A 24,166-nucleotide genomic window follows, 5' to 3' on the forward strand; every position below is an offset into this window, starting at 1 on the left:
AGGAAAGGGCTTGCTTTTTACCCCAGGCGTCTGGTTGTAAAAATAAGAAAATTACTGACATTCAGGTCCTCGTGAAAATGGGGATATTTCTCCAACATTTCGGCAGAAGGCTTGGGTTCGATCATCCCTTCCAACAGCAAACCCGCCTCAATAATGGTCTGTACATAGCTGCTCAGCGTACGGTGAAAGTACAAAATTTTTTCTTCCTGATCATAAGGGATCGCTTGCTCCAATGGGCCTTCGTTGAAATATTGATCCACTTTCCAATACAGCTTTTTTCCTGTCTCATCCTTCACCCAACCACTCTGCGGTGTCTGAAAGCACGGATGCAGAATAGAAAAAATAAAGCGGCCCCCTGGAACTAATAATCGCTGCATTTCGGCAATCGCCTGCTCATAATGGGCCAAGTCCTGTATGACCATATTGGACACGATCAGATCAAAGCTCTGGTCCCCGAACATCTGCAGCTTTTCCAGATTGCCATGATGATATGTAATTCCCATTGATGATGGTGTTCGCTCTTTGGCTAGCCTCAGCATCTCTGTCGAGTAATCGACAGCCTCTACCAACGCACCCACCCTGGCCATTTTACGGCTTAGATAGCCTTCGCCACAGCCGGCATCCAGCACTTTTTTGCCCCCGAGAGGTCCCATACAGGCTTGCAATGCCGGGTTCAGCAGTACTTCGCGAGATCGATCTCCTTCCTCAGTGTACTTGGCAGTAAAGTTTTCTGCATGCATATTCCAGCGTCGAATGGCCTCTTCCGTGTCCCACTTATTCATATTCATCTCCTTCTTTCTTTTGTATTTACAAATCCGATCCTATACTACAATCCACGTAGGGCCATAGATTCTACACTCATTTCTATATTTTTTCAATAATAACGCTTACAAAATTAAAATATCTAATTAACACATGATTTTTACATTAATTATACAGGTATTCCATATTAAAATAGTGTGGTAGTGTTTTATTAGAAAGCGCTTTCAAAAATAACTTTGTAAAGGGGCCTGTTATGTTAAAACGAAGACCCGTTTCATTGCTGTCGTTGACGCTTGCCATTACCCTGTTGTTATCTACGTTCGCATCCGTTGCCGCTGCTGCCGAATCTGACGGACAAGCACCACAAGCTGCGGCTGCGAGCAGCCTGCAATCGTATGTGGAAGCCATGCAGCCTGGATGGAATTTAGGAAATTCTCTGGATGCTGTCGGGGCGGATGAGACAGCCTGGGGCAATCCGCGCATTACCCAGGCGTTGATCCAGCAAATTGCTGCCCAAGGGTACAAAAGCATACGCATCCCGGTCACCTGGGATAAACACATTGGAGCAGCACCGAACTATACCGTTGAGTCTGCCTACATGAATCGTGTGGAAGAGGTTGTCCGCTGGGCACTGGATGCCAATCTGTATGTCATGATCAATGTCCATCATGATTCATGGACATGGGTAAGCAGCATGGAGCCCAAGCATGATGAAGTGTTAGCTCGCTATAACGCATTATGGACACAAATTGCCCAACGCTTTAAAGATCAACCTAACAAGCTGATGTTTGAAAGTATTAACGAACCCCGTTTCTCTGAAGGGGGAACAACGGATGAAGCAAAAATGAATCAGATGCTCCAAGAACTGAATGTATCCTTCCACAAAATCGTCCGCGCCTCCGGCGGTAAAAATGCCACTCGCCCCCTTGTTCTGCCTGGCTTGGATACATCACCTGCTCAGGCCAAAATCAACGAGCTGTACAACACGATAACCAAGCTGAATGATCCCAATCTGATTGCAACCGTCCACTATTATGGCTTCTGGCCTTTCAGTGTGAACATTGCCGGATATACTACATTTGAGAAAGATACCAAGAACGATATTGTTCAAACCTTTGATAACGTCTATAACACCTTTGTAGCCAAGGGGATCCCGGTCATTGTCGGTGAATATGGTCTGCTCGGCTTCGATAAAAATACAGGCGTTATTGAACAGGGTGAAAAGCTAAAATTCTTCGAGTTCCTAACCTATTATATGAAAGAGAAGAAAATAACAGGTATGCTCTGGGATAACGGCCAGCACTTGAACCGGACAACGTACAAATGGTCTGACCCTGAACTCTTTAATGTCATTAAGTCCAGCCTAAAAGGACGTTCCTCCAATGCAGCCAGTGACCTCATTCACTTGAAGAAGGGCACTTCTGCTCAGGACACCAAGGTCATTTTAAACCTGAACAGCAATCAGCTGAAAACACTCAGTGTGGGCAGCAAGCAACTGACACAGGGCACTGACTATACGCTGAGCGGAGATACATTAACCTTAAAAGCCAGCTTGCTCACCAGCCTGACCACTTCCGGTAAATATGGGGAGAATGCCGTCATTACCGCTAAGTTTAACAAGGGGGCAGACTGGAATTTCAAAGTAGTTGTGTATGATACTCCAAAGTTAAGTGCTGTCGAAGGGACTACACAAGCCTTTACCATTCCAACGGAATTCCGCGGTAGCCAGCTTGCCACAATGGAAGCCGTTTATACGAGTGGTGGCAATGCCGGTCCACAGGATTGGACACCTTATAAAGAGTTTGGCAATACTTTTGCCCCTGCCTATGATGCCAATGGCATCAAGCTGCTGCCTGAACTTTTTAATAGTGTAAAAGATGGTGAAGTCACGCTGAAGTTCCATTTTTGGAGCGGCGATGTGGTGACATACAAGATCACCAAGAGCGGAACCCGTGTAACGGGAACGACATCTTAAACTAAGGCGCAGCAGAAGATCGAAAAAAGGCGTTCCCGGGAATGAGCCGGAGAACGCCTTTTTTATGGTTAAGCCTATAAGTTAAACCTTAGCCTTCCGGCTTATCTGTTAATTTTAACGTCACCGATTCTTCCTTGCCTGCCCGGTAAAAAGTAACTTTCAGCTCATCGCCAATCTTTTTGTTATCGTACAAGTAGCGACGTAAATCAAGCGTAGAGTTAATCGGTTCGCTATCAAACGCTGTAATGACATCGTTCAGCTTCAAGCCACCCTCCTTGGCAGGACCATGGGCCTCCAGAACGACTGCCCCATTTTTCACGCTGTCAGGCAACTTGAGCTCCTTGCGCTGAGTTTCATCCAGCGGTGCATATTCATTGTTGAGGTCTACCGTGTATACCCCCAGATAAGGGCGGATGATCTTGCCGTCCTCAACCAGTTCATTCACCGTCTTCATTACCTCATTGGCGGGAATGGCGAAACCAAGTCCCTCAACACCTGTATCAGCGATTTTCATCGTATTGATGCCAATCACACGTCCGTCCAGATCGACCAGCGCGCCGCCACTGTTTCCCTCATTAATCGCCGCATCGGTCTGGATGACATGCTGCTCCCAGTCATATACGCCATCCTGGTTAATTGAAATCGGAATGATGCGATTCGTATAACTCACAATACCGGAGGTAAGCGTGTCTCCCAAGCCGAGCGGATTGCCAATAGCAATGACCGTCTCACCCAGACGAAGTTTGCTGGAATCGCCGATATCCGCTACCGTGCTAATGCCTTTATCGTCCACTGCGAGTACAGCGATATCACTAATGCGATCCTTTCCGATCAGCTTTGCCTCTTTTCTGACACCGTCTACCGTTACAATATCCAGATCATCTGATCCTTCGACCACATGGTTATTCGTCATAATGAAGGCTTTGCCCGAACTCACTCGGAAAATGACACCCGATCCAAGCGCGGATTGTTCCGTGCTTTTACCATCTTCCTCTTTCAGATTCACGATGCTGACGACGGCTGGACGCACCTTGGCTGCCGCCTGCACAATCCGATCATACGGATCACCCGCTGCTTGCCGCAAGGGATAGTGACTGGCTCCGGTTACCGCTGTAGTGGAGGGCAGACCTGTAATAAAGCTGAACAACAGCACAGCAACCACTGCACTGACTGCACCGCTAATGACAGCAGCTTGCACCGGACTTACTCCACGCTTCCTGTGTGGCCAACGTCCCCGTCCTCCACGGCGCGCCTTAAATGCCATTTTTTTAGCCGCACGTGTGGATACCTTTGTTGAATAAAAATCGTCCTCAAACAAGCCCATGCTAATCCTCTCCCCTTCGTTGTCATGCACCGACACTCACTAAAAAATTAGGGCTATTCGGGCTTGCGCCAACCTATGCTACAGAGAACCTGCTCCGTTGAACATCTCAAATGGATTGAATATCCCTTATCATCGGAATCCAGCAACCAATCGTTCCGGCCTACTTATTAATCACCACAAATGATGCCTTCCTAAGCAACCGAATCTCATAAATTAGCATACACGCCGAATCTGACCCCGAATAGAGGAAAAAAGAGGAATGATTTCCAAACCAATGGACTACAATAGTAACAAGTCTTCTATTCTATTACAAAATGATCGTCTCATAGAGACGTTCTGGCCTGTTCCCGTCCGCTTAAAGCTGCCTATACTTTCGATGAGAGCCTTCCTTCAGAAAGCTTTCCGTTGTTAGCTTTATTGTATCACAGCACCCAGCAAAACCACAGGCAGAACCAAGCTCATTGCACGCCATTTCTAAAATATTTTTACAGGAGGAATATATGATGAATTCACATCGTTCAGCTATGGATGAAGTTCGCATGGCTGCCAAGCTTGCGGATTTGAAAGACGAGCACTACCGCAATACACTGGCGCTAAGTACATTGATTGAACTACTGGTGGACAAAGGCGTCGTGACCCGTGAAGAGGTAGAACGCAAAGCCGCCGAGCTGGACAGCTTTATGGCTCACTTACCTTATCCCAAGGTGTAGGACGATCATAGTACGTATCGCACAATCGAAACTCACTGTCCTTGTAAAAACAGCCGCGGTCTTCCATCGCTCCACGTACAGTCAACTTCGCAAGTTCCATCATATTGTGGTCGCGGCTCAAATGTGCCAAATACGTTCGCTTCGTACGTCCTGTCAATAGCTCGCTAAGAATGGCGCCCGCCATCTCATTGGATAAATGACCGATATCGCTGAGAATACGGCGCTTGATGTTCCACGGATACCGCCCCATACGCAGCATTTCCACATCATGATTAGACTCCAGCACCAATACATCCGCGTCTGATATCGCCTGTTTCACTTTGTCACTGACATAGCCGAGATCGGTGGCTACACTGAGCTTCTCTGCCCCATCATAAAAGCTATATCCTACAGGCTCAGCCGCATCATGGGATATGCCAAAAGACTCCACGCGTAATGACTCAAATTCCCGCGTTGCGCCTGTCTCCAATATTCTGCGGTTATCGTCTGCAATTTGCCCAACAGCATTACTGATGGCAAACCATGTCTTCTCGTTAGCATATATAGGTAAATTATATTTACGCGCCATGGCGCCTAGTCCTTTAACATGATCGGAATGCTCATGCGTGACCAAAATACCATCCAACTCTTCTCCGCTCAGATCGCGTTCTTTCAGCAATTCGTCAATACGCTTCGCGCTGAGACCTGCGTCGATGAGCAATGTCGTGTCTTCGTTCCGCACAACGGTAGCGTTGCCGGTCGAACCGCTCGACAGCACGGTAAATGAAATCCCCATATCTGTTCAAGACCCTTCTGTATGTTCTGTCTTTGGACTAATGACATCTCCGTTCATCTGCACATAATACACACCTTTCCCGTTGTCCAGCATAAACCGCCACACGGGGGCAGCCACCTGGCTATCGGAGTTAAAGGTCTGTCCGTAATAACCGAGCCGGATATCCTTCACAATCGAGTCACGCGGCAAATAGCCATCGATCAGCCTTGCCAGTGCTTTGGACGCAGGCAGCATTTTCTTTGCCTCATCCGAAGGCTGGAGATCGACCTTAATTTTGCGATACCCTGTAATCTTCTGATTGCTGTAAAACAGAGCCAGTTTCACATTAAATAGCGGCCATTTGCCCTGAACCAGCGGATGAAGCACAAAAGCATCTGCTTGTCCGGATGCCAAATCCTCCTGAACATCCAGCGGATCGTACTGAAAGTTATCGATATCCTTGATTTGTGGCTCCAATGCCTCAACTAGCGCGTCATGGGTGAATACCAGTTTGCTGTCCACCGGCTTCACCAGCTGCACACGATCATCCTTTTCTCCACTATGAACGTATGTGTAAGAAAGTTTAGGCAGCTGCGGGGTATCACCGGGAATCGGAGCCAGCACCTGAATGCTTTTTTCTTCCATTAAACGCTGCGTATTTTCATCCAATGAAGTAAAATCCAGATTCGGCCCTGCTGTTTCCTGCGCATCATGCCACAATTGGTAACCCAATACCACATTGAGCAGCAAAAATGTACAAATCAATACGTTCTTAGCGCGGCTCCAATCCATTCCCGTTCCCCCTTCCTGTCACCTCTTTGTCTCACGGTCTGGCTTTGTTTGTGTTGCGTTGGATGCTATCGTTCCAGGAACAGCATGAATTTCTGCAACAGAACCGTCACTGAGCGTAACGCGCCATTCAGGAGCAAGCTTCAATCCATCATTGGTCAGCTCCGGTTGATACACGGGAGTCAGTTCTCGAATTGTCTTCCCTTTGCCTACAGTCTCCAGTTGCTTCTTCAAGGGCTCGCCGCCCGGCAGCATAACCTTCTTTGAGGATTGCTCCCCGCCCTTGAGGAACAGTAACGAACGATCATAGACCGATGCCGTTTCCTGCTGGATTTGCAGTGAAATCGTACCAAAGCGGAATGATGGTGTGTCCAGCACTGGATAAGCACCATAATACTGCTGAAACATCACAGTTGTACGATTTTCATCGCTGCTTCTCAATTTCAGCTGATACGAAGCATCCCAACCGCCATGCTGATTCACAAAATCAACCGCGGCCAGCACATCCCTAATCGGACTGCTTCCACCCGCCCCCGGCGCACTGGGATCGGTATAGCTCATCCAACGTTGCTCCTGCTTGATTTGCAGACTACGCTTGCTGTCTGTATAAATTTGGGAGCCGTCCTTCTCCTGAATATTGCGCGTAATCCCCGGATCGAAGAACAAATTCCGCTGCATTTGCTCCGTCGTAAACAACCCGGCATACACCACAGGCTGCACAGTTTCTAGGCCATTCACGGGAATGTAGTACTGATTATCCACCAGCTCGTACAACGGGGCATTTTCACCGAAATTCACATGCTGCCGGATGTCCTCTACCGTCATATCGAACTGGTTCGCCTCATACACCACATCGCCTCTGGCACTGAAAAAGAGTGCGTGTGGCTTGGCATTTTTTTCGTCTATATAGATCCAAATGCGGTTAATCGTCTCTCCCTGAAACACTGAATCCGGCGTCAGACGCATGACCCGTTCCAGTAATGAAACCGGGACCCCGCCTGAAAAAGATAATTCGATGCCTTCATTTTCGCTGCGAATCTGCGCCCAGTCTGCCGATTGAATACTTCGACGTTGAAAGTTGTTAAAGCTTCGGCTTTCCAGCCGTGTATAAATTAAATCGTAAAAAGTAACACCCGGATAAAAAACGGTATGTTTCTTCTCACCTTGGTGAATGAGCATTTTATCAGGAAACACGAGGTTCTCAATCTTTTTCTCCTGTCCCATGCTTTCGGTTTTGACATAGTTCGTTTCTGAAGTGAGTACAGAATCACTGCCCGGAAGGCGGTAAATCAAAAAATAAGTCTGTACCAGGCTGGAAGCAACCAGCAAAATAAGCGTCCAGGACTTCAAACGTTCCTTCACTGTGCTTCCCTCCCTTCACTCGACATGGGTAGCGTAAAGGTCGTGCAGGTACCCTGACCGTATTCCGACTCCAGGAAAATCTGGCCCCCATGCGCCTTTACAATTTCCCGGGCAATCGACAGTCCCAGTCCCGTGCCGCCCATATTGCGCGATCTCGCCTTGTCTACACGATAAAACCGTTCAAAAATCCGGTCCAGATCTTTTTTGGGAATACCAATTCCGGTGTCTTGTACCGAAATGGATAGCATCCCCTCACTATTGCGGCGAGCTTCGATCCGAATACTCCCGCCATCTGGCGTATATTTCAGCGCATTGGACATCAGGTTGTCCAACACCTGCTCAATTTGGTCCCGGTCGATCACGACTTTACCGATTCCCTGCTCTACGAACATCCCTGAGCGAATGTGCTTTTGCTTCATTTGAAAAGAAAACCGATCTGCGACTTCGTCCAGCATCTCCATCACATCCGCAGGCTGCATCCGCAAAGGCGCTTCATTGGAATCAAGCCGTGACAGATGCAGCAAATCCGTAACCAACCGGATCATACGCTCTGTCTCGTTGCGGATCACGCCCACGAAACGCTCTGCGAGTTGCGGTTCAGCCATCGCGCCGTCATCCAGCGCCTCAGCATAGCTGCGGATGGTCGTCAACGGAGTGCGCAGCTCATGTGATACATTCGCTACGAATTCCCGGCGTGTCGTCTCCATCTCCTCCTGCTCCGTCACATCTTGGAGCACGGCAATCGTTCCCGTAATGCCAAATTCCCGCCGATGAATCGGTGTGAATGTCACGCGGATAACGATCGGTTCATCCTGACCGGCTGGCTCCAGCTGCAAGAGTGTGGAGGCCGAAGAGCCGCTATACAGGGCCTCGGTTTCCTCCGGGTCGATCCCCAGCAGTACCGCGATATGCCTGCCGGTCATTTCGTTCTCGTTTACGCCCAGCATGGCGCTGGCCCGACGGTTGACCAGAATAACCCGGCCATTGTCATCAGTAGCGACCACACCGTCGCTCATATTGGTCAAGATGGAGGAGAGCTTCTCCTTCTCCTCTTCATTTTGGGACAGCGCCTCACGCAGACGGCCTGTCATATAGTTAAAGGCCACGCTGAGCCTGCCGATCTCGTCATCACCAAATACAGGCATCTGCTGGTCGAATTTGCCCTCGGCAACCTCCGTTGCATGACGTGTCATCACCTTAATCGGGTGCGTAATCGTGTGGGCCAATACCACGCCCAGCACAGCCGTCAACGCGAGCGCAATGAGCATACCTGAAAGAAACACATTGTTAATGCGTTTCATCGTATCGTACAGCTCGGTCATCGAAGCGGCGATGTACACCGCGCCGACAATCTTGCCTTGGCTGATAACAGGCTTGGCGACGACCTTCTTGCGAACGTTATCCTCGTCTACCATGTATTCCTCGTTATCACGGATACCTTGGAGTGCGCGGCTGACCACTGTCTGCGTATTTTTGCGTCCGACATAATCGGCGTGTGAACCTTGGGAAGTAATTAATACTTTGCCGCTAGCATCCAGCACCTGAATTTCCGCGCCGCTGAAATCAAACAAATTATTCACACGTGCACGCAGGCTTTCCACGCTGTCTTCTTCCATTTTGCCGTCACTGCCACTCAGATCCTGCTCTGCCAGCACGGACAGCATCTCCGCCCGTGCTTGCAAATCCTGCGTAAAATTACTCGTGAGAGAGTTCTTCATCGAGCTGACAAAATAGACCCCAATCAGCTGCATAGCCACCAAGATTAGCAACACATAGATAATAATCAGCTTTGCATGAATGGTACGAAAGAAAGACAGCCATCTCATGCCCGCAGGCCACCTTTGCCCCCGCTTACAATATATCCAAGGCCACGGCGTGTCAGGATGGTCTCCGGCTTGCTCGGGTTCTCCTCAATCTTCTCGCGCAATCTCCGAATGGTCACATCTACTGTCCGCACATCCCCGTAGTATTCGAAGCCCCATACCGCCTGGAGCAAATGCTCCCGCGTCATGACTTTTCCGGCATTCTTCGCCATGTAGTGCAATAGCTCATATTCGCGGTGCGTCAGGTCAAGCGGTGTTCCGTTTTTGTAAGCTGTATACATATCCGTATCAAAAAAGAGGTCGCCCACGCGCAGCCCCTGCTTATCCTCCTGCGGTCGGCTTTCCGACGTGCCTGCCCCGCCGCGTTGCTGTCTGCGCATCTGTGCCTTCACCCGTGCCAGCAATTCCCGTGTGCTGAACGGTTTTGTCACATAATCGTCCGCGCCCAGCTCCAGCCCCAGCACTTTGTCGATTTCCCCGTCCTTGGCGGTCAGCATAATAATCGGCGTCTGGAGCTGATGCCCGCGCACCTCACGGCATACATCCATGCCGTCCATGCCCGGCAGCATCAGGTCCAGTAGAATCAGGTCAGGCTGTTGCTTGACTGCGATATCCACCGCGGTGATTCCATCGAAGGCGCAAATCACCTGGTAGCCCTCTTTTTCCAAATTAAATTTCAAAATATCAGCAATTGGCTGTTCATCATCCACTACCAGAATCGTTCCTTGCATACAGCATTCACCTCTTTTCACGGATCATCATCTATAATTAACTTTCGTTTGTCAGTACCTATAAGATGTTTATTCTATTCTATCATACCCGTGCGCCATTCCATTACTTCTCCAGACCCTTTTCTTTACGCAGAAAAAAACCATGCCTGCACCTAATGTTAAGCATGCAGAAAAACATGGCCTTTCCCCTTGATTCTCATAAATCATGTAACTCTCGTTATAAACATCCAACCTATCTTAAATACGTCATTGGGTTGCGTGGCGTATTATCTTTACGAATTTCAAAATGCAGATGCGTTCCGGTCGAGCGTCCTGTGTTCCCCATGACCCCGATCGACTCACCTTGCTGAACCACCTGTCCTACATGAACGCCAATGCTGCTCAAATGTCCGTACACGGTTTGGTAGCCGTTGCGATGATCGATCATAATGACATTGCCGTATCCATTCTGCTGACCTGCAAATGATACCACGCCTTCATCTGATGCGTGAATGTCAGCACTACCGACCAAGTCGACACCCTCATGCATACGTCCCCAGCGTGCGCCAAAGCTACTCGACATCGATGCGCCGGACACCGGCCAAGCGAACTGTCCTGATCCTTCTCCCACGACCTTCGTTCCTCTAAGAACCACCTCAGTAATAGACGGCTGCAACACCTTTTGACCGAGCCATTCCTCTTGCACGACCTCACCGTTCTCCTTGGTCAAACGATAGTCCATCTCTTTAAGACCTGCTTGTCCCGGTCTGACCACTTTGGTAACTCCTGCCTTCAGCTCATCACTCTGGCGAATCTCAACCTCAGGCTCGATGGCAATCTGTTCGACGACCTTCTCTACTGTTCGCACCGTAACCGGAGCCTTCGGAGCAGTAAGCTTCAATTCGTCCCCAATTTGCAAATACAGTTCACGCGAGCCGGGATTGTTCTGCTTAATCTCCCAAGCGGTCATATTAAATTTAGTTGCAATCGAAGACAAAGAATCGCCTTCTTGCACAGTATACGTGATAGGAGCCTCACGTCCCTCAGTCAACACTTTGACTGCTTCAGCTTCTGTCAGCACCTTGTTCGGGTCTGCTTTCACAGGCTCGTACGCGATTTTCTCACGGATACTGGCAGACTCCAGCCATGCTTTAGGGGTTTTAGTACTAGCACTCGCATGGCTGCTGCCCACGGATGTTTTGCGAACCAGCCCTTTGATGCCTGTAGATGTACCCTCACCCACAGGTGTGTACTTCTTCTGTACTTGCTTTAAAGCCGCCTGCGCAGTCGCTTTGTCCTTTACAATGCCAACCGTCTGACCGTTGACCTTCACTTCTACCCCTTTGGCATACGCTGTCAGCATACCATCCAGCTTCTTCAGCGTGGCTACACTGTCGATATCCGCTTTATATGCCTTCTCAATGTCTGTCGTTACCGCGCTCGTATTGAGCACCATATCGACGCCGGGATACTTGTCCTTATACTGTTTGCTCTTCGTTGCGTACAGCTGTTTAAGTTGTTGCTCATTCAAGATATTCCCGACCTCGACGCCTTTTACATACACTTTATAATAAGGAACTGTGTTAGCCCCGACATACTGATTACTCGCAAAAATAAGACTGCCTGCAATCACCACACCGCCTGCCGTCCAGCTCAACCATTTTCTCCGACCGCTCCACCACTTTGCTATTTTCCCCGCTTCCACAGCAGGCTTGTCTGCAACGTTTGAGTCTGCATTCCTACTGTCTGGTGAATCCTGCTCCTTCAAAACCTTCATGACTCTCTCCTTTTCAGCATATCTTATCTCTATATAAATGCGTTCGTTATTGGTCTTTCACACTATGAATCTAGCCTGTATTCACAAGCATCTATGATATTAGTCGCTATCTACCATTGCATAGTTGCGTAAAAGGTTTCAAAAATTTAACCTTTTCACAACACTGTTTACTTTAACATAGCCTTTACAAAGAATTCAACTACACTCCAATTCCTTCCTGACACGCAAAAAAATCCGCGCATGGCGCGGATTCTATAGTCCTATTTTGAGCATAAACATTTCCCATGAATTCATCTAGACGAACTAACCCATTTCGGTCTATATCTTTTTCATCGGAAGTCGCTTATTAGATTTTTGTAAAATACTCATTTAAGCAAATCCATCAGCTTGTTATATTCCTCTTTGGTCAAATATTTCGCAAGCACCTGCTGAATATCCTGAAGCTCCTGCTCGGTGAGACCGCCTTCCATCGCAGCTGATATTTTCTGCATCTCCTCCGGCGGTAGCTTATTCATCAGAATCGCAAAAATTTCCTGCTTCTGTGCAGCTGGTAAGTTGTTCTTCTTCTCCGTCAAATGGTCGGGCGTAATCACTAAATCATGGCCTTCAATACTCGTTTCGGGTGTAGCTGTACCTTCTGCCTGCTTCCGTGACTCGTTGCCAGTTGTTCCGGCCGACGTGGCCCCCTCCTGAGATACCTTGCCATTGTTGGCTGCGCCACCAGTCTCACTTCCGCTTTCTTCTACGCCCTGTCCCATGACAGGCAACGCATCATCAGGCGGTGTTACACTTCCCGAGCCACTTCCCGTCGTCTTGTTCTTCCCCGTGTTTGTGCTTTGGTCAGTACCAGCGCTGCCTTTTAGCCAACCCAATCCCCATATGGGCTGATGATCGAGCTGAATGTTAAACTGCCGCAGCAGCGATTGAACATAAGCATTAACGACTACACCTGTCACTGCAAGCGTTAGTGCGCTAACCAACACCACCGTCATTCCTTTTTTGAGCAGCCATCCAAGCCACCTCATATCCCGTTACCTCCTTATACGCATCCTGCCATGTGTGTATCATCATGAAGTGAAGTGCATATAGATCAGTATTGACGAGATATGACGATTTTTAACCCATGGAATATGTAAAACTAGCACGATTCAATAGGAGATACCACATTCTGATTGAATCAGCGCGTACGACGCACCCAGAAACGGAAAATGTCACTGCGGACATAATCCAGAGAATACAGCACCTGCCTGTTCATTTCATCATAGTGAAGCTGCTTCAATAGTAATACCGTGGCGTGCGGATGTTTCAGCAGACGTGTCATATGTGCGTCGTCATAGTTTGGAACAGTAAGCTCGGAATATGCTCCGACGATTCGCACCCCCGCCTTAAACTCAAGACTCTGAAAAAGCGAGCCTGAAAAAGAGTCACCTTCCAGAATGGGTCCGGCTAATTTCTCTGGCATCCAGTTTATAGAGTGGGCTACAGCCTCTCCGTTGGCAGTGCGTGTACGCTCTAGAGCAATCATGGGCTCATTCTCGGAAAATCTCATCTGTTCGGCAATATCAGGAGGACAAACCGAAATTCTCTGAATGGATTCCAGCTGCTCGTCTTCCCGTAGCCCTGCCGAACGAATCATGTCCCCGATGCTATACAGGCGGTCCAGCGAGCTTGGGATACTCGGCAGCGGGCAAGTAGCAAACGTGCCACTCCCGTGTTTTACTAGTAGCTTACCTTCCGATTCCAGTTGGCGAATAGCTCCCCGTAGCGTCGTACGCGAGACACGAAACGATTGGGAAAGTGCAGTTTCCGACGGCAGCCGATCCCCCGGACCCATTTGATGAACCTTCATATATTCTTCTATACGCTGCTTTATGTTCTCTTGTTTTGTTGACACCGTCCGAAGCCCAGCCTTTCTATTGTATTAAGCCATATAAATCGGATTCGTAAAAGCAATCATCATCACGCAGTCTTCCATGCAGCCGTAAAGCTCGGCTCTTATCCAGCCCTTTCCTAGCGGATCTTGCAATGACAGCGTATATTCTCCTGTTTGAGCAGGGATCTGAATCTCGGAGCATATTCCATAACTACTTGTCAGCAGAAGACGAAGATTCTGAGGCTTGAGGTTATAATGGGCTGCTCTTGCTTCCACATCCAATTGAACCGTCACCGATAGTGAATCCTCTTCAGTCAGCTCTATACATTCGCCGATGTGATAACGATGTTCTCTACCCTTAATCTGTGCCCACATCGTCAGTAACGGTCCCATCGTAACTGACACTGAACCGTGGCGAATCGCCTCAACTGCCCGGCATGCTAAACCTTCTCGCTCTTCTGTTTCATCATGAACCCCCAGATACGTAACAGCTGAAAGCGCATCATCTGGTTTAGATACATGCCAGTCCCGACCGCTTACCGCAGTGATGCGATACCCCTGATTCAACAAATCGGTCCACATGGCAAACGCCCGCTGGCTATCCCGCTTAATAGATGGCATAAGCGTTGACCAGACCTCTATATAATCCACCTCATGCCAATCCTGAATAGTGTACTCCCAAAAGCACCCCGTACAGATCGGACTTCCGATCCTGAACGGATGGGCGATCCCTGCAATGCCTCCCTGCTCATGCACCTGCCGAATTCCCTCATGAATTTCATCTGGTCCTAGCACACGCCAGTCAATAAAGCGGTCAACCCCAAGCGTCAGCATATGCCCGTAAAAGGTCGTCCACTCCATCCCTGAAATGATCGGGAGACCGAACTGCCGCTGAACCCGTTCCTGATCCGCAAGTGCCGATTGCGTGTTGTGATCCGTCATAGCGATGCATTCAAGCCCCAGATTCACTGCGCTTTGAGCAAGCTCCTCCAGCGTTTGCTTTCCGTCGCTGTGAAGCGTATGGGTGTGAAGCTCAGCTGGAATCCATTTAAGCATATGCTGCATCCTCCCCCAATACATGAATTTGGTAGGCAAGCGTCTCGGTCACAACGGCATGCAGACTGACCGTAATCCGCCACATGCCTACCGGATGATCTCCTGCAAGAAATCCCGGCGAAGCCGCAGACGAACCGAGCCAATGCTCCTGCTGCATCTCGGGACGGTGCGCATTTCCGCGGTGACGGAGAGGATCATCGACAGACAGCGTTAATAAATTTTGCAGCGGTATATACTTCTTCCATAGATCGGATGAATGCCCCGGCTCGTCGTATCCGTATTTGCTCATGCTTTCCTCTATGATTTCTCGTGCTTGCTCTTGATCCTCCAATAACTTGGGCGTGTAAGAGAAGTGAATACGTATCGTTTCAGTCGGCTGTGGAATATGAAAAGAGTACGTAATATGGCTCTGGGTGCAGGTTCTGTCGACCGTTCCTTCCACATACAGTAGTCTGCTCATGACTCCCCATCCTGGCTAGACGGTTCATCCACAACATGTTTCACCATATCATTCACAGTATGGTCTTCATCACCTGACCTGTCTTTGTCTGCCGCCCATAAAACACCTACGGGTTGAAGCCGCGTCAGCTCAATCACCCGGTCTGTACGAATACCTGGAAACTGCGGGAGGTTATCCTCGTTTAACGTAAAGGCACACAGTCCGGCTACTTCCATGCTATCCGCACCGCCTTCCAGCAATACGGCCCTGATTTCAGCTATATCCTCAAGCACAGCTTCTCCAGACAGCTTGACCGTGGTAGAAAAATGTGACTCTGCACCCTCATAAGCGGCTCTAAATTCCCCGAGTCTCAGATCATGATGGCAGGACGAATACCACTGCTCCGAGCCGTGAAGGCGAAGCTGGACATCGACACAGGCATCTTCCTCGCGCCGATTGAAGCCAGGCTTGAACCCTGGATACAATTCTCTGCCTGAATCCCGTAAGGGACGTTTTGAAGTCTGGATAAACACATAGCTACGCTGGTGTGCAAGTGTAATGGAAGACGCCTGTGATGGCATTTCCAGCTCCTGCTGACGTTCCATCTCCCACCCGGTGACCTGATAGGCAAAAGGAAAACGGCTCATGACGGCCTCACGCGGCTCTTCCTCTGGTTTCCACTGGAAAGCAGGCGGTAGCATAAAACGATAGTCCGATGTAATGTCATCCTTAAAGTTTCCGTTGGTTGTTGCGGATTGGAGAACAGGATGCCCGCCCAGATCATAATTGCCATTAAACGCAGTCGTAATATGATGTGCCCCTTGAAAAACAGCTTCCAGAACATTGCCCCCTGCATCCAGCTCGACGCGGTACATCCATTCGATATCGGTGGTTCTTCCCCATTTGCTCATAAGTAGCGACGCGGGCGTTCCCTCATCTTCATGGCTGAACATCATTTGGAATTCGATGACCGTCTTCCCCTCGTTCACTTCTATGGAATAGAACAAAACAAGCGGTGTATCCGTAAAGCGATTCTCATAGGGATGTGACAGATTGCGGCCATATAAAAGCGGGGTATGGCGATAAATCAGCGACCTTGGAGAGGAATCAGCCACGCAGCGCAGTTCAACCCCATCGATCCATGCTCGAGATACAAGCGGAGCCGATTCCAGTTCGCGGAATTCGGCATAGACCTCATAATCGCCTTCTTTTAGATACCCCAACAAACGGGTGTACACTCCCTGACTGCTGCCATAGTACAAAATGACATCTTGATTATAGGCTTCATTCAGGTAGAGACGTACGAAAGCAGATTCTCGATCTGTCGCAGCCCAGTCACTGTCTGATCTGGCGAACAGATCAAGCTCCGCATATCCGTCTTCTGGCATGGAAAATGTAAACCGGAATCCGTTTCCCGGACTGAGCTCAACCTCGGCCTTGTGTAAGGCAATCCGATAACCGCAATCCAGCAAATCCTTTTCCCACGCTCGCCCACTAAACCCGGTAATTTGCACCTCTGCTTGGCTGTTCATCCCTGTAACCTCCTTAGTGTATAACGGCGGTCTAGCTGGCATCCGCATCCTTCACCATTGTCCGAATATAAAAGTAGCCCATAAAAGAACACAGTAAAAACATAAACACTGCCATTGCACTGGCCGTATGCGTCTCCTGATAGCTGGAAAACACCTGCTGCATCGCAACACCCAGCACTTGTGGTGAGTTGGCACCGATCAGGAAGGGAGCCGTAAAGCTGCCCATGATTCCCATGAAAATGAAGGTCACCGCAACCCACATCGTTTTGTAGGAAAGGGGTAAAATAAAGCGCCCAAACAGCTGCATTGTGCTGGCTCCGGCATCTCTGGCACTTTCAACGACAGCGTTTGGAATGCTGGCAAGTGCCGAGCTGAGCAGCATGGTTGCGAACGGAATGTTGAACCACAAATTAGCCAGTATCAGCCCTTTGTAGTCATAAATAATCCTCGGAATCGTTTCAATGCCAAGCGGCAGCAAAAGACGTGCAGCCCAACCGTGATTGCCATACATAGTAATGATCGCATACGTTGCAATTACACCGGGAACAAACATCGGAATAAAATACAGCCGGCCTATCCACTTCACGACAACCCCTTTACCAAATCTCAGATAAACCGCCAAAGCATAGCTGATGACCAGAGTAAGGGCCGTCGAGACTAACGTGACATTAATGGTATACATGATATTTCTACGCATGGCAGGTTCCGTGAACAGCCGAATATAGTTGGCCAGTCCGTAGCCCGTTCCATATTGATCAATCAAGCTTTCCTTCACGGCATAGAGAATCGGAATAATAACGACGACCAGCAAAATGAGAAAAGACGGGATGACCAGGGCAAGCCCCAGCATCCCCCTTTTGGACAATGAACTCATGATCAACCGCCCGCTACTTCACTTTGCCAGCGTTTGTAGATTTCCTGCTGGAGTTCTCCACTGTTAAAGCTGCGGTATCCAGAAGATACACTGTTAAATTTCTCTTGCAGCTCCGTTGGCATCAGATTCCACTTAATCCCCGGATAGCCGTACATTTTATTAATAACCACCGTTTGCGCTTCAGGCGTCAGTATATAATTCAAGAATTCCTGAGTTGCTTCTTTTTTGGAGGAAAGCGAAGGAACCATCAGATAAGAGGGTCCACCTGTAAAAGCAGGGTCGATCTGTGTCAGCTTCACCGTGTCTGGAAGCAGCCCTTTAGCCAGTTGTTCGAGCGCCATATCAGACCATGCTGGAACCATGTCTACCTCTCCACTTGCTAAAATATCAAGCGTACCTTGGTTCTTCTTAGGATAGACTCCTTTTTGGTACATTGAAGGGCCCAGTTCCTTGAGCAGTGAGAAGCCTTGATCCCATTTCTTCATATTTGCCGGATCATCACTGTTCATCGCCTCTGGCGGAAGGAAATTATAGATAACCGTGTTCACAAATGAGCTGCCTGATCCACCTGTGGACGGGTCATTATAGGCAAACTTGCCCGGATGCTGGCGAATCCACGTGTACAGCTCGTCGGCTGTTTTCGGAGGTGTCGCTACTTTTGCACTGTTATAGGCAAGTACAACCGAAGAGGCACGGTATGGAATGGCCTGATTGTTGACTTGCTTGAGATACGTTTCATCAACATTCTTCAAATTTGGAACCTTGGCAGCATCCACCGTTTCCCACAGTTTCTCGCCTACCCCTTTGGTGATGTCATCCAGACTGCCTTCGTACAGGTCGATATCTGTATCGGTTTGTCCGCTTTTCTTGGCTGCGATCAGACGATCCAGTGTAGATGCGCCTCCGGTCCCTGCTGGCAAATACACCAGTTTGACCTTAACGTGATCATTTTTAGCTTCAAAATCCTTGATTAACGTTTCCCACAGCTCTTTGACATTCAGGGACCCTCCAGTGTACAAGGAAATTTCCGTCGTTCCCGTAGCGGCTCCCGCTTTTGTAGACTTGGCTTCCCCTGTAGCCGTGGCGGTATTACCGCCGTTTCCACAGCCAGCCAACAACGATAAACTAAGTACCCCTGCCAAAACCAGACCCATATTCTTTTTCCCAAACACGTTGTTGCCTCCTTTAGATAGTTACACAAGTTCGCAGCATCACCAGATGATGCGTTCGTGATGGACATTGATGCGATATAGAGGTTGATCGTGAATCTTCACTGTGCTGCTGGAAAAGTAACAATTTTACTGAAGCTGAATCTGATGTGCTCTCCACTGCGCAGCTCGGCCGCTCGTTCACGCGGCACAAACATTTTCAGATGATGGGTACCGCTATCCAGCGAAACTTCCGCATAATGCCCGAGAATCATCACTTGTCTGATCGTTCCGGCGAGAGAACCATTTTCTTCCGTCGTCAGAACAATATCCTCTGGTCTTACACCAACCATGGATTCACCTGTGTATTCATGCTCTTGTGCAAACGGTATTCCGCTCACAGAGACACTGCGACCTGTGCTCACCCCCTTTAATAAATTGATACGGCCAATAAAACCCGCTACAAAAAGTGACTGTGGCTTGTCATAAATCTCCTGCGGTGAAGAAAGCTGCTCAATTCGGCCCGCATTCATAACGACGATTCGGTCGGAAATGGACAGCGCCTCCTCCTGATCATGGGTGACGAACACCATCGTCATCCCCGTCTGGGTCTGGATATCCCGCAGCTCCTCCCTCATCTCCATGCGCAATTTGGCGTCAAGCGCGGAAAAAGGCTCGTCCAGCAGCAATACATCAGGCTTTAGCAGCAGAGCCCGAGCGAGTGCTACCCGCTGCTGCTGACCGCCCGAGAGCTGTCCCGGCGTTTTACGCTCTGCGCTCTCTAGCCGAACCAGCGCTAGCGCTTCCTTCACCTGACGATCAATTTCTGTCTTCTTCACCTTTCGAATCTTCAACCCGAAAGCCAGATTGTCATATACGGTCATATGCGGCCACAAATTATAACTTTGGAACACCATAGCCGTTGGACGCTTTTCGGGCGGCAGCTTGAGTACGCTTTTACCCTGAATCTGAATGTCGCCACTGTCCGGGTCCAAAAAGCCGCCAATGGAGCGAAGTACGGTTGTTTTACCGCAGCCGGAAGGTCCCAGCAGTGTCACTAGCTCTCCCTTCATCACGTCAAGCGAAATGCCTTTGACTCCGTCTCCTGTCTTGAAGCGTTTGGTTAACTCTTGAATGGATAATTGAATGGGCATTAGCTTAGGCTCCCTTTTCAGGATTTTGCAAACTCCTCTTTTGACCAATTACGTTATTTCACCTGAAATCCGCCTGCCAGTACATCCGCACTTACAAAACGCTTGGCTGCCAATAGCAGAATGATCGTTGGCAGAGTAAGAATGACAGAGAAAACAGCGCCCGTTGTGCTCGGATAATCAGCAATGATGGAATACATGATGACTGGCATTGTTTTATAGTCCGGTGTCCCGACAAGGAGTGTCCCCTGTGCTTCATCTAGTGAAGCAAGAAAGGTAAAGATGGAGGCGACCACAATGCCGGGCAACGCCATAGGAAAGGTGATTTTCCAAAACACCCGGAATGGTCCGGCTCCAGCATCCCGCGCTGACTCCTCTTGTGCACGATGTACGCTGCGGAAGGCAGAGGAAGGAATCCAGGTCATATACATGAGCGTGTTTACCATATGGATAAGCACAATACCTGCAAAGGTGTTCATCAACCCGAATTGGTAGAATAGTACGGCAATGGACACATACAAACCCATTTTCGGAAAAGCATGCGTAAGCAGGAATGAGAAAAGAAACCACTTACTGAACGGGAAAGAAATTCGTGCGAAGGCATAAGCAGCAGGAATACATACGATAATGGAGCAGACCGTAACGGTAATCGCAATCAAGAAGGATAGGGAAATCGAGCTGAGTACATCATCCTGGGTAAGTACAAACTTCCACCATTCCAGTGACAGGCTCTGCGGAAGCGGTGCAGGATACTGCCATTTTCCCGAAACCGCCAAAAGGAGAAGATTGGTCAGAGGTCCCAGGAAAAAAATGACGAAAATGACAAGCACGATGAATTCCACAATTTTGCGTGTGCCGAGTGAGCGAAGATACCAGTTCATAATTCATCCCTCTCAAGACGTCTAGACGTCCGAATCTCTTTTCTATTTGGATTATAGAGAGGGTTTGTTATCACAAATCGACAAGGAAGATAAGATTATGTAAAGGGGGAGGAACCATTTAACACTTCATAGAATAAAAAAAGGAGAGAGGCTGCTAACAGCCTCTCTCCTTGAACATGTATCAATAGCTATATCATTCTTGTCCTACAAATAAATCGGAAGCACCTGATTTGTTTGATCGCGATTACGCCCAACCGAGAAAATAGCAATTGGGATACCTGTCAGATCAGACACGCGTTGTACGTAATTGCGTGTAGTCTCAGGCAGTTCCTCCAGCGTTTTCACACCAGTGATGTCTTCGCTCCAACCTGGCATTTCTTCATATACCGCTTCGCACTCCGCCAGCATTTTCAGGCTAGCCGGATAATGCGTAATCACCTCACCGCGGTACTTGTAACCTGTGCAAATTTTCACTGTTTTCAAGCCAGTCAATACATCCAGCGAGTTCAGGGAAAGACCCGTTAACCCACTGACACGACGGGCATGACGCACAACAACGCTGTCAAACCAGCCAACACGACGAGCACGACCTGTAACCGTACCGTACTCATGACCTGTTTCACGAATGTAATCGCCGACTTCATCGTTCAGCTCAGTTGGGAAGGGTCCATCACCTACACGAGTGGTGTACGATTTAGCTACACCGATGACTTGTTGAATCTTGGACGGGCCTACACCGGAACCAATACATACGCCGCCAGCCGACGGGTTGGAGGACGTAACGTACGGATACGTACCTTGGTCGATATCGAGCATAACGCCTTGCGCACCTTCAAACAGTACCTTTTGATTTGCGTCAATCGCATCATTCAACACGACAGACGTATCTCCTACATAAGGACGGATAAATTCAGCATATTCCAGATACTGTTTCAATATTGCTTCTACATCCAATGGCTCGCCGCCATATACTTGTTCAATCACTTGATTTTTTTCTTTCGTTTGATGGCGCAGCTTCTTTTCGAATTCCTCTGCATCCAGCAAATCAGCAATACGTATACCGTTACGCGCAGCTTTATCCATATAAGCAGGGCCGATCCCTTTACGGGTAGTACCAATTTTGTTAGGACCTTTGCGGTCTTCTTCCAGCACATCCAGCGTCATATGGTACGGCATAATCACATGTGCACGGTCACTAATGACCAGATTTTTTGTGGAAAAGCCATTATCATGAATGTAAGTAATTTCTTCAATAAGAGCGGCCGGATTGACTACCATGCCGTTGCCAATAACACACTTTTTATCTTCATAAAAAACGCCGGATGGAATCAGGCTCAGCTTGTACTTTTTACCGTCAATGAGAATCGTATGACCAGCATTGTTTCCGCCTTGGTAACGGGCCACCACTTCAGCGCTTTCCGCTAGATAGTCCGTGATTTTACCTTTGCCTTCGTCTCCCCATTGTGTTCCCACAACGACTACAGTTGACATGTTTCATTCCTCCGTGGAGTGCCCACAGACACTCTGATTTTGAGCTGACACACTACGCATATCCGACTTCAACCGCCTGGGCGGCAGATATGGAGCGTTCTCGGACAGCAGGAAAAAACGTCCGTCGTAGACATTCCGTAGGTTCGGAAAGCCCCGGGCGTAATGATCTCCCCGCTGCGTTGAAGCAGCACTATAAGTGTAACAGCACCATTTTTTAAAGTCAAATAAAAAGCGAACATTATATTACATGAAAATAGTATTGTTCGTAATTGAGAGTTTCATTCCTTATATGAAAATACGTAAATTCTATAAAAAAGGACCCTTTCGAGATCGCGAAATCCGCGTCGAAAGAGCCTTTTCTAATGATACTAATATGTTATCCGGCGAACGCATCCGAATGGGCACGCTCGTAATTAGCGAATTTATTATAATTTTTGAGAAAGACCAACTCTACCGTACCGACCGGGCCGTTACGCTGCTTGGCAATGATAATCTCAATAATATTCTTCTTTTCTGTTTCCTGATTATAGTAATCATCCCGGTACAGAAACGCCACGATGTCAGCATCCTGCTCAATGGAACCCGATTCCCGCAAGTCACTCATCATCGGTCGCTTGTCTTGACGCTGCTCCACACCCCGGCTCAGCTGGGAAAGGGCAATTACAGGCACTTCAAGCTCACGGGCGATTTGCTTCAATGTCCGTGAAATTTCAGATACCTCCTGTTGCCGGTTCTCGCCTGCTTTGCCTCGTCCGTGAATAAGCTGCAAGTAGTCGATTACGATCATGCCCAGTCCCTTTTCCGTCTTGAGACGGCGGCACTTGGCACGGATATCAGCCACAGTGATGCCGGGCGTATCATCGATATAGATTTCCGCCTCTGACAAGGCTGCAATGCCCATCGTCAGCTTCGCCCAATCGTCGTCGCCTTTAAATTCACCTGTCCGCATGACGTTCGCGTCCAGATTGGCCTCGGCACAAATCATCCGCTGCACGAGCTGAGCGGCCGACATCTCCAGACTGAAGATGGCTACTGTCTCTTTTGCCCGAACTGCAACGTTTTGCGCAATATTCAGAGCGAACGCTGTTTTACCTACGGATGGACGGGCGGCCACAATGATCAAGTCATTGCGCTGGAAACCCGCCGTCATCTTGTCCAAATCAACAAACCCGGACGGAATCCCGGTCGTATTGCCCTTGTTCTGATGCAGCAATTCAACGCGGTCAAACACTTCCATCACGACATCGCGAATGGCAATAAAACCACTACCTGAGCGCCCGTTGGATATCTCCATAATCTTGCGCTCAGCATCGCTCAGCATACCAGCGACATCCTCGCCACTGCTATAGCCTTCGCTCACAATCTGTGTAGCTGCACGAATCAAGCGACGAAGCATCGCTTTTTCTTCAATGATCTGGGCATAGTAATCCACGTTAGCCGCTGTTGGCACCCCGTGAGCCAGCTTCGCCAGATAACTGACACCGCCGATATCCTCTAGCTGTCCCTTGTCCTGAATTTTCGAGGTCAGCGTAACCAAGTCAATCGGCTGTCCGGATTCACCCAGCTCAATCATTGCTTCGTAAATCATCTGATGAGCCTTATCATAAAAGTCCTCGGTCTGCACCCGCTCCATTGCGGTAATCAGTGCTTCAGACTGAAGCAAAATAGACCCGATAACCGCCTGTTCAGCCTCCAGATTTTGCGGAGGAATCCGATCAAAAAATTCGCCGCCCAT

General features: G+C 48.8%; 21 protein-coding genes. 2 read left to right on the forward strand and 19 right to left on the reverse strand.

Annotated elements, in window-relative coordinates:
* Positions 1-17 precede the first annotated feature (17 nt).
* A complete protein-coding gene (locus tag KAI37_RS25950; protein WP_220030517.1) occupies positions 18-782 on the reverse strand; it encodes a class I SAM-dependent methyltransferase in 765 nt (254 codons plus the stop codon).
* Between the two features lie 233 nt (positions 783-1,015).
* On the opposite strand from KAI37_RS25950, the gene KAI37_RS25955 reads away from it, so the two are divergent.
* Positions 1,016-2,737: a cellulase family glycosylhydrolase gene (locus tag KAI37_RS25955; RefSeq protein ID WP_220030518.1), complete on the forward strand. Its 1,722-nt coding sequence runs from the start codon at positions 1,016-1,018 to the stop codon at positions 2,735-2,737.
* Between the two features lie 88 nt (positions 2,738-2,825).
* On the opposite strand, the gene KAI37_RS25960 is transcribed toward KAI37_RS25955, so the two are convergent.
* The gene (locus KAI37_RS25960; protein ID WP_071644124.1) at positions 2,826-4,061 is read right to left on the reverse strand and encodes a S1C family serine protease; all 1,236 of its coding nucleotides are present in this window, start codon (positions 4,059-4,061) and stop codon (positions 2,826-2,828) included.
* 503 nt (positions 4,062-4,564) lie between these two features.
* Between KAI37_RS25960 and KAI37_RS25965 the strand changes: the two genes are divergently transcribed.
* Positions 4,565-4,771, forward strand: a complete 207-nt coding sequence (locus tag KAI37_RS25965) for a hypothetical protein (protein ID WP_025723164.1) — start codon at positions 4,565-4,567, stop codon at positions 4,769-4,771.
* Here the strand turns inward: KAI37_RS25965 and KAI37_RS25970 are convergent.
* The 17 genes from KAI37_RS25970 to dnaB all read right to left on the reverse strand — a co-directional run bounded on the left by KAI37_RS25970 (position 4,740) and on the right by dnaB (position 24,166).
* The gene (locus tag KAI37_RS25970; protein ID WP_023991120.1) at positions 4,740-5,546 is read right to left on the reverse strand and encodes an MBL fold metallo-hydrolase; all 807 of its coding nucleotides are present in this window, start codon (positions 5,544-5,546) and stop codon (positions 4,740-4,742) included. The two genes, KAI37_RS25965 and KAI37_RS25970, sit on opposite strands and share 32 nt — an antisense overlap.
* Before the next feature lie 6 nt (positions 5,547-5,552).
* Positions 5,553-6,317 (reverse strand): two-component system regulatory protein YycI, encoded by a 765-nt coding sequence (gene yycI, locus KAI37_RS25975; protein ID WP_071644126.1) that lies wholly within the window; start codon positions 6,315-6,317, stop codon positions 5,553-5,555.
* Positions 6,318-6,335: 18 nt separating this feature from the next.
* Entirely contained in the window at positions 6,336-7,676 is a 1,341-nt protein-coding gene (locus KAI37_RS25980; RefSeq protein ID WP_220030519.1) for a YycH family regulatory protein, read from the reverse strand.
* The gene (walK, locus tag KAI37_RS25985) at positions 7,673-9,502 is read right to left on the reverse strand and encodes a cell wall metabolism sensor histidine kinase WalK (protein ID WP_160788382.1); all 1,830 of its coding nucleotides are present in this window, start codon (positions 9,500-9,502) and stop codon (positions 7,673-7,675) included. Before walK ends, KAI37_RS25980 begins: the two co-directional genes overlap by 4 nt.
* Positions 9,499-10,230, reverse strand: coding sequence for a response regulator YycF (gene yycF / locus KAI37_RS25990; RefSeq protein WP_071644132.1), 732 nt, complete (start codon positions 10,228-10,230; stop codon positions 9,499-9,501). Before yycF ends, walK begins: the two co-directional genes overlap by 4 nt.
* A 232-nt stretch (positions 10,231-10,462) precedes the next feature.
* Complete coding sequence (locus KAI37_RS25995) at positions 10,463-11,986, reverse strand: M23 family metallopeptidase (RefSeq protein WP_076292913.1); 1,524 nt, start codon at positions 11,984-11,986, stop codon at positions 10,463-10,465.
* Between the two features lie 365 nt (positions 11,987-12,351).
* Positions 12,352-13,011: a hypothetical protein gene (locus tag KAI37_RS26000; RefSeq protein ID WP_071644136.1), complete on the reverse strand. Its 660-nt coding sequence runs from the start codon at positions 13,009-13,011 to the stop codon at positions 12,352-12,354.
* Between the two features lie 152 nt (positions 13,012-13,163).
* A complete protein-coding gene (locus tag KAI37_RS26005) occupies positions 13,164-13,880 on the reverse strand; it encodes a GntR family transcriptional regulator (RefSeq protein WP_071644138.1) in 717 nt (238 codons plus the stop codon).
* Between the two features lie 27 nt (positions 13,881-13,907).
* Positions 13,908-14,915, reverse strand: a complete 1,008-nt coding sequence (locus KAI37_RS26010) for a CehA/McbA family metallohydrolase (RefSeq protein WP_071644139.1) — start codon at positions 14,913-14,915, stop codon at positions 13,908-13,910.
* A complete protein-coding gene (locus KAI37_RS26015) occupies positions 14,908-15,375 on the reverse strand; it encodes a hypothetical protein (protein WP_071644140.1) in 468 nt (155 codons plus the stop codon). Before KAI37_RS26015 ends, KAI37_RS26010 begins: the two co-directional genes overlap by 8 nt.
* The gene (locus KAI37_RS26020; RefSeq protein WP_071644141.1) at positions 15,372-16,886 is read right to left on the reverse strand and encodes a hypothetical protein; all 1,515 of its coding nucleotides are present in this window, start codon (positions 16,884-16,886) and stop codon (positions 15,372-15,374) included. The genes KAI37_RS26015 and KAI37_RS26020 overlap by 4 nt, the downstream gene beginning before the upstream one ends.
* A 31-nt stretch (positions 16,887-16,917) precedes the next feature.
* Positions 16,918-17,760: an ABC transporter permease gene (locus KAI37_RS26025; RefSeq protein ID WP_071644142.1), complete on the reverse strand. Its 843-nt coding sequence runs from the start codon at positions 17,758-17,760 to the stop codon at positions 16,918-16,920.
* Positions 17,761-17,762: 2 nt separating this feature from the next.
* Positions 17,763-18,932 carry an extracellular solute-binding protein gene (locus KAI37_RS26030; protein ID WP_071644143.1) on the reverse strand — a complete coding sequence of 390 codons (1,170 nt, stop codon included), beginning with the start codon at positions 18,930-18,932 and terminating at the stop codon, positions 17,763-17,765.
* Between the two features lie 98 nt (positions 18,933-19,030).
* Positions 19,031-20,062, reverse strand: coding sequence for an ABC transporter ATP-binding protein (locus KAI37_RS26035; RefSeq protein ID WP_029518944.1), 1,032 nt, complete (start codon positions 20,060-20,062; stop codon positions 19,031-19,033).
* Positions 20,063-20,115: 53 nt separating this feature from the next.
* Positions 20,116-20,940 (reverse strand): ABC transporter permease, encoded by an 825-nt coding sequence (locus KAI37_RS26040; RefSeq protein ID WP_025723149.1) that lies wholly within the window; start codon positions 20,938-20,940, stop codon positions 20,116-20,118.
* A 204-nt stretch (positions 20,941-21,144) separates the two neighbouring features.
* Positions 21,145-22,431 (reverse strand): adenylosuccinate synthase, encoded by a 1,287-nt coding sequence (locus KAI37_RS26045; RefSeq protein WP_029518946.1) that lies wholly within the window; start codon positions 22,429-22,431, stop codon positions 21,145-21,147.
* A 376-nt stretch (positions 22,432-22,807) separates the two neighbouring features.
* Complete coding sequence (dnaB, locus tag KAI37_RS26050) at positions 22,808-24,166, reverse strand: replicative DNA helicase (protein ID WP_023991136.1); 1,359 nt, start codon at positions 24,164-24,166, stop codon at positions 22,808-22,810.

It is taken from the genome of Paenibacillus sp. S25, assembly GCF_019454085.1.
Classification (GTDB): domain Bacteria; phylum Bacillota; class Bacilli; order Paenibacillales; family Paenibacillaceae; genus Paenibacillus; species Paenibacillus polymyxa_B.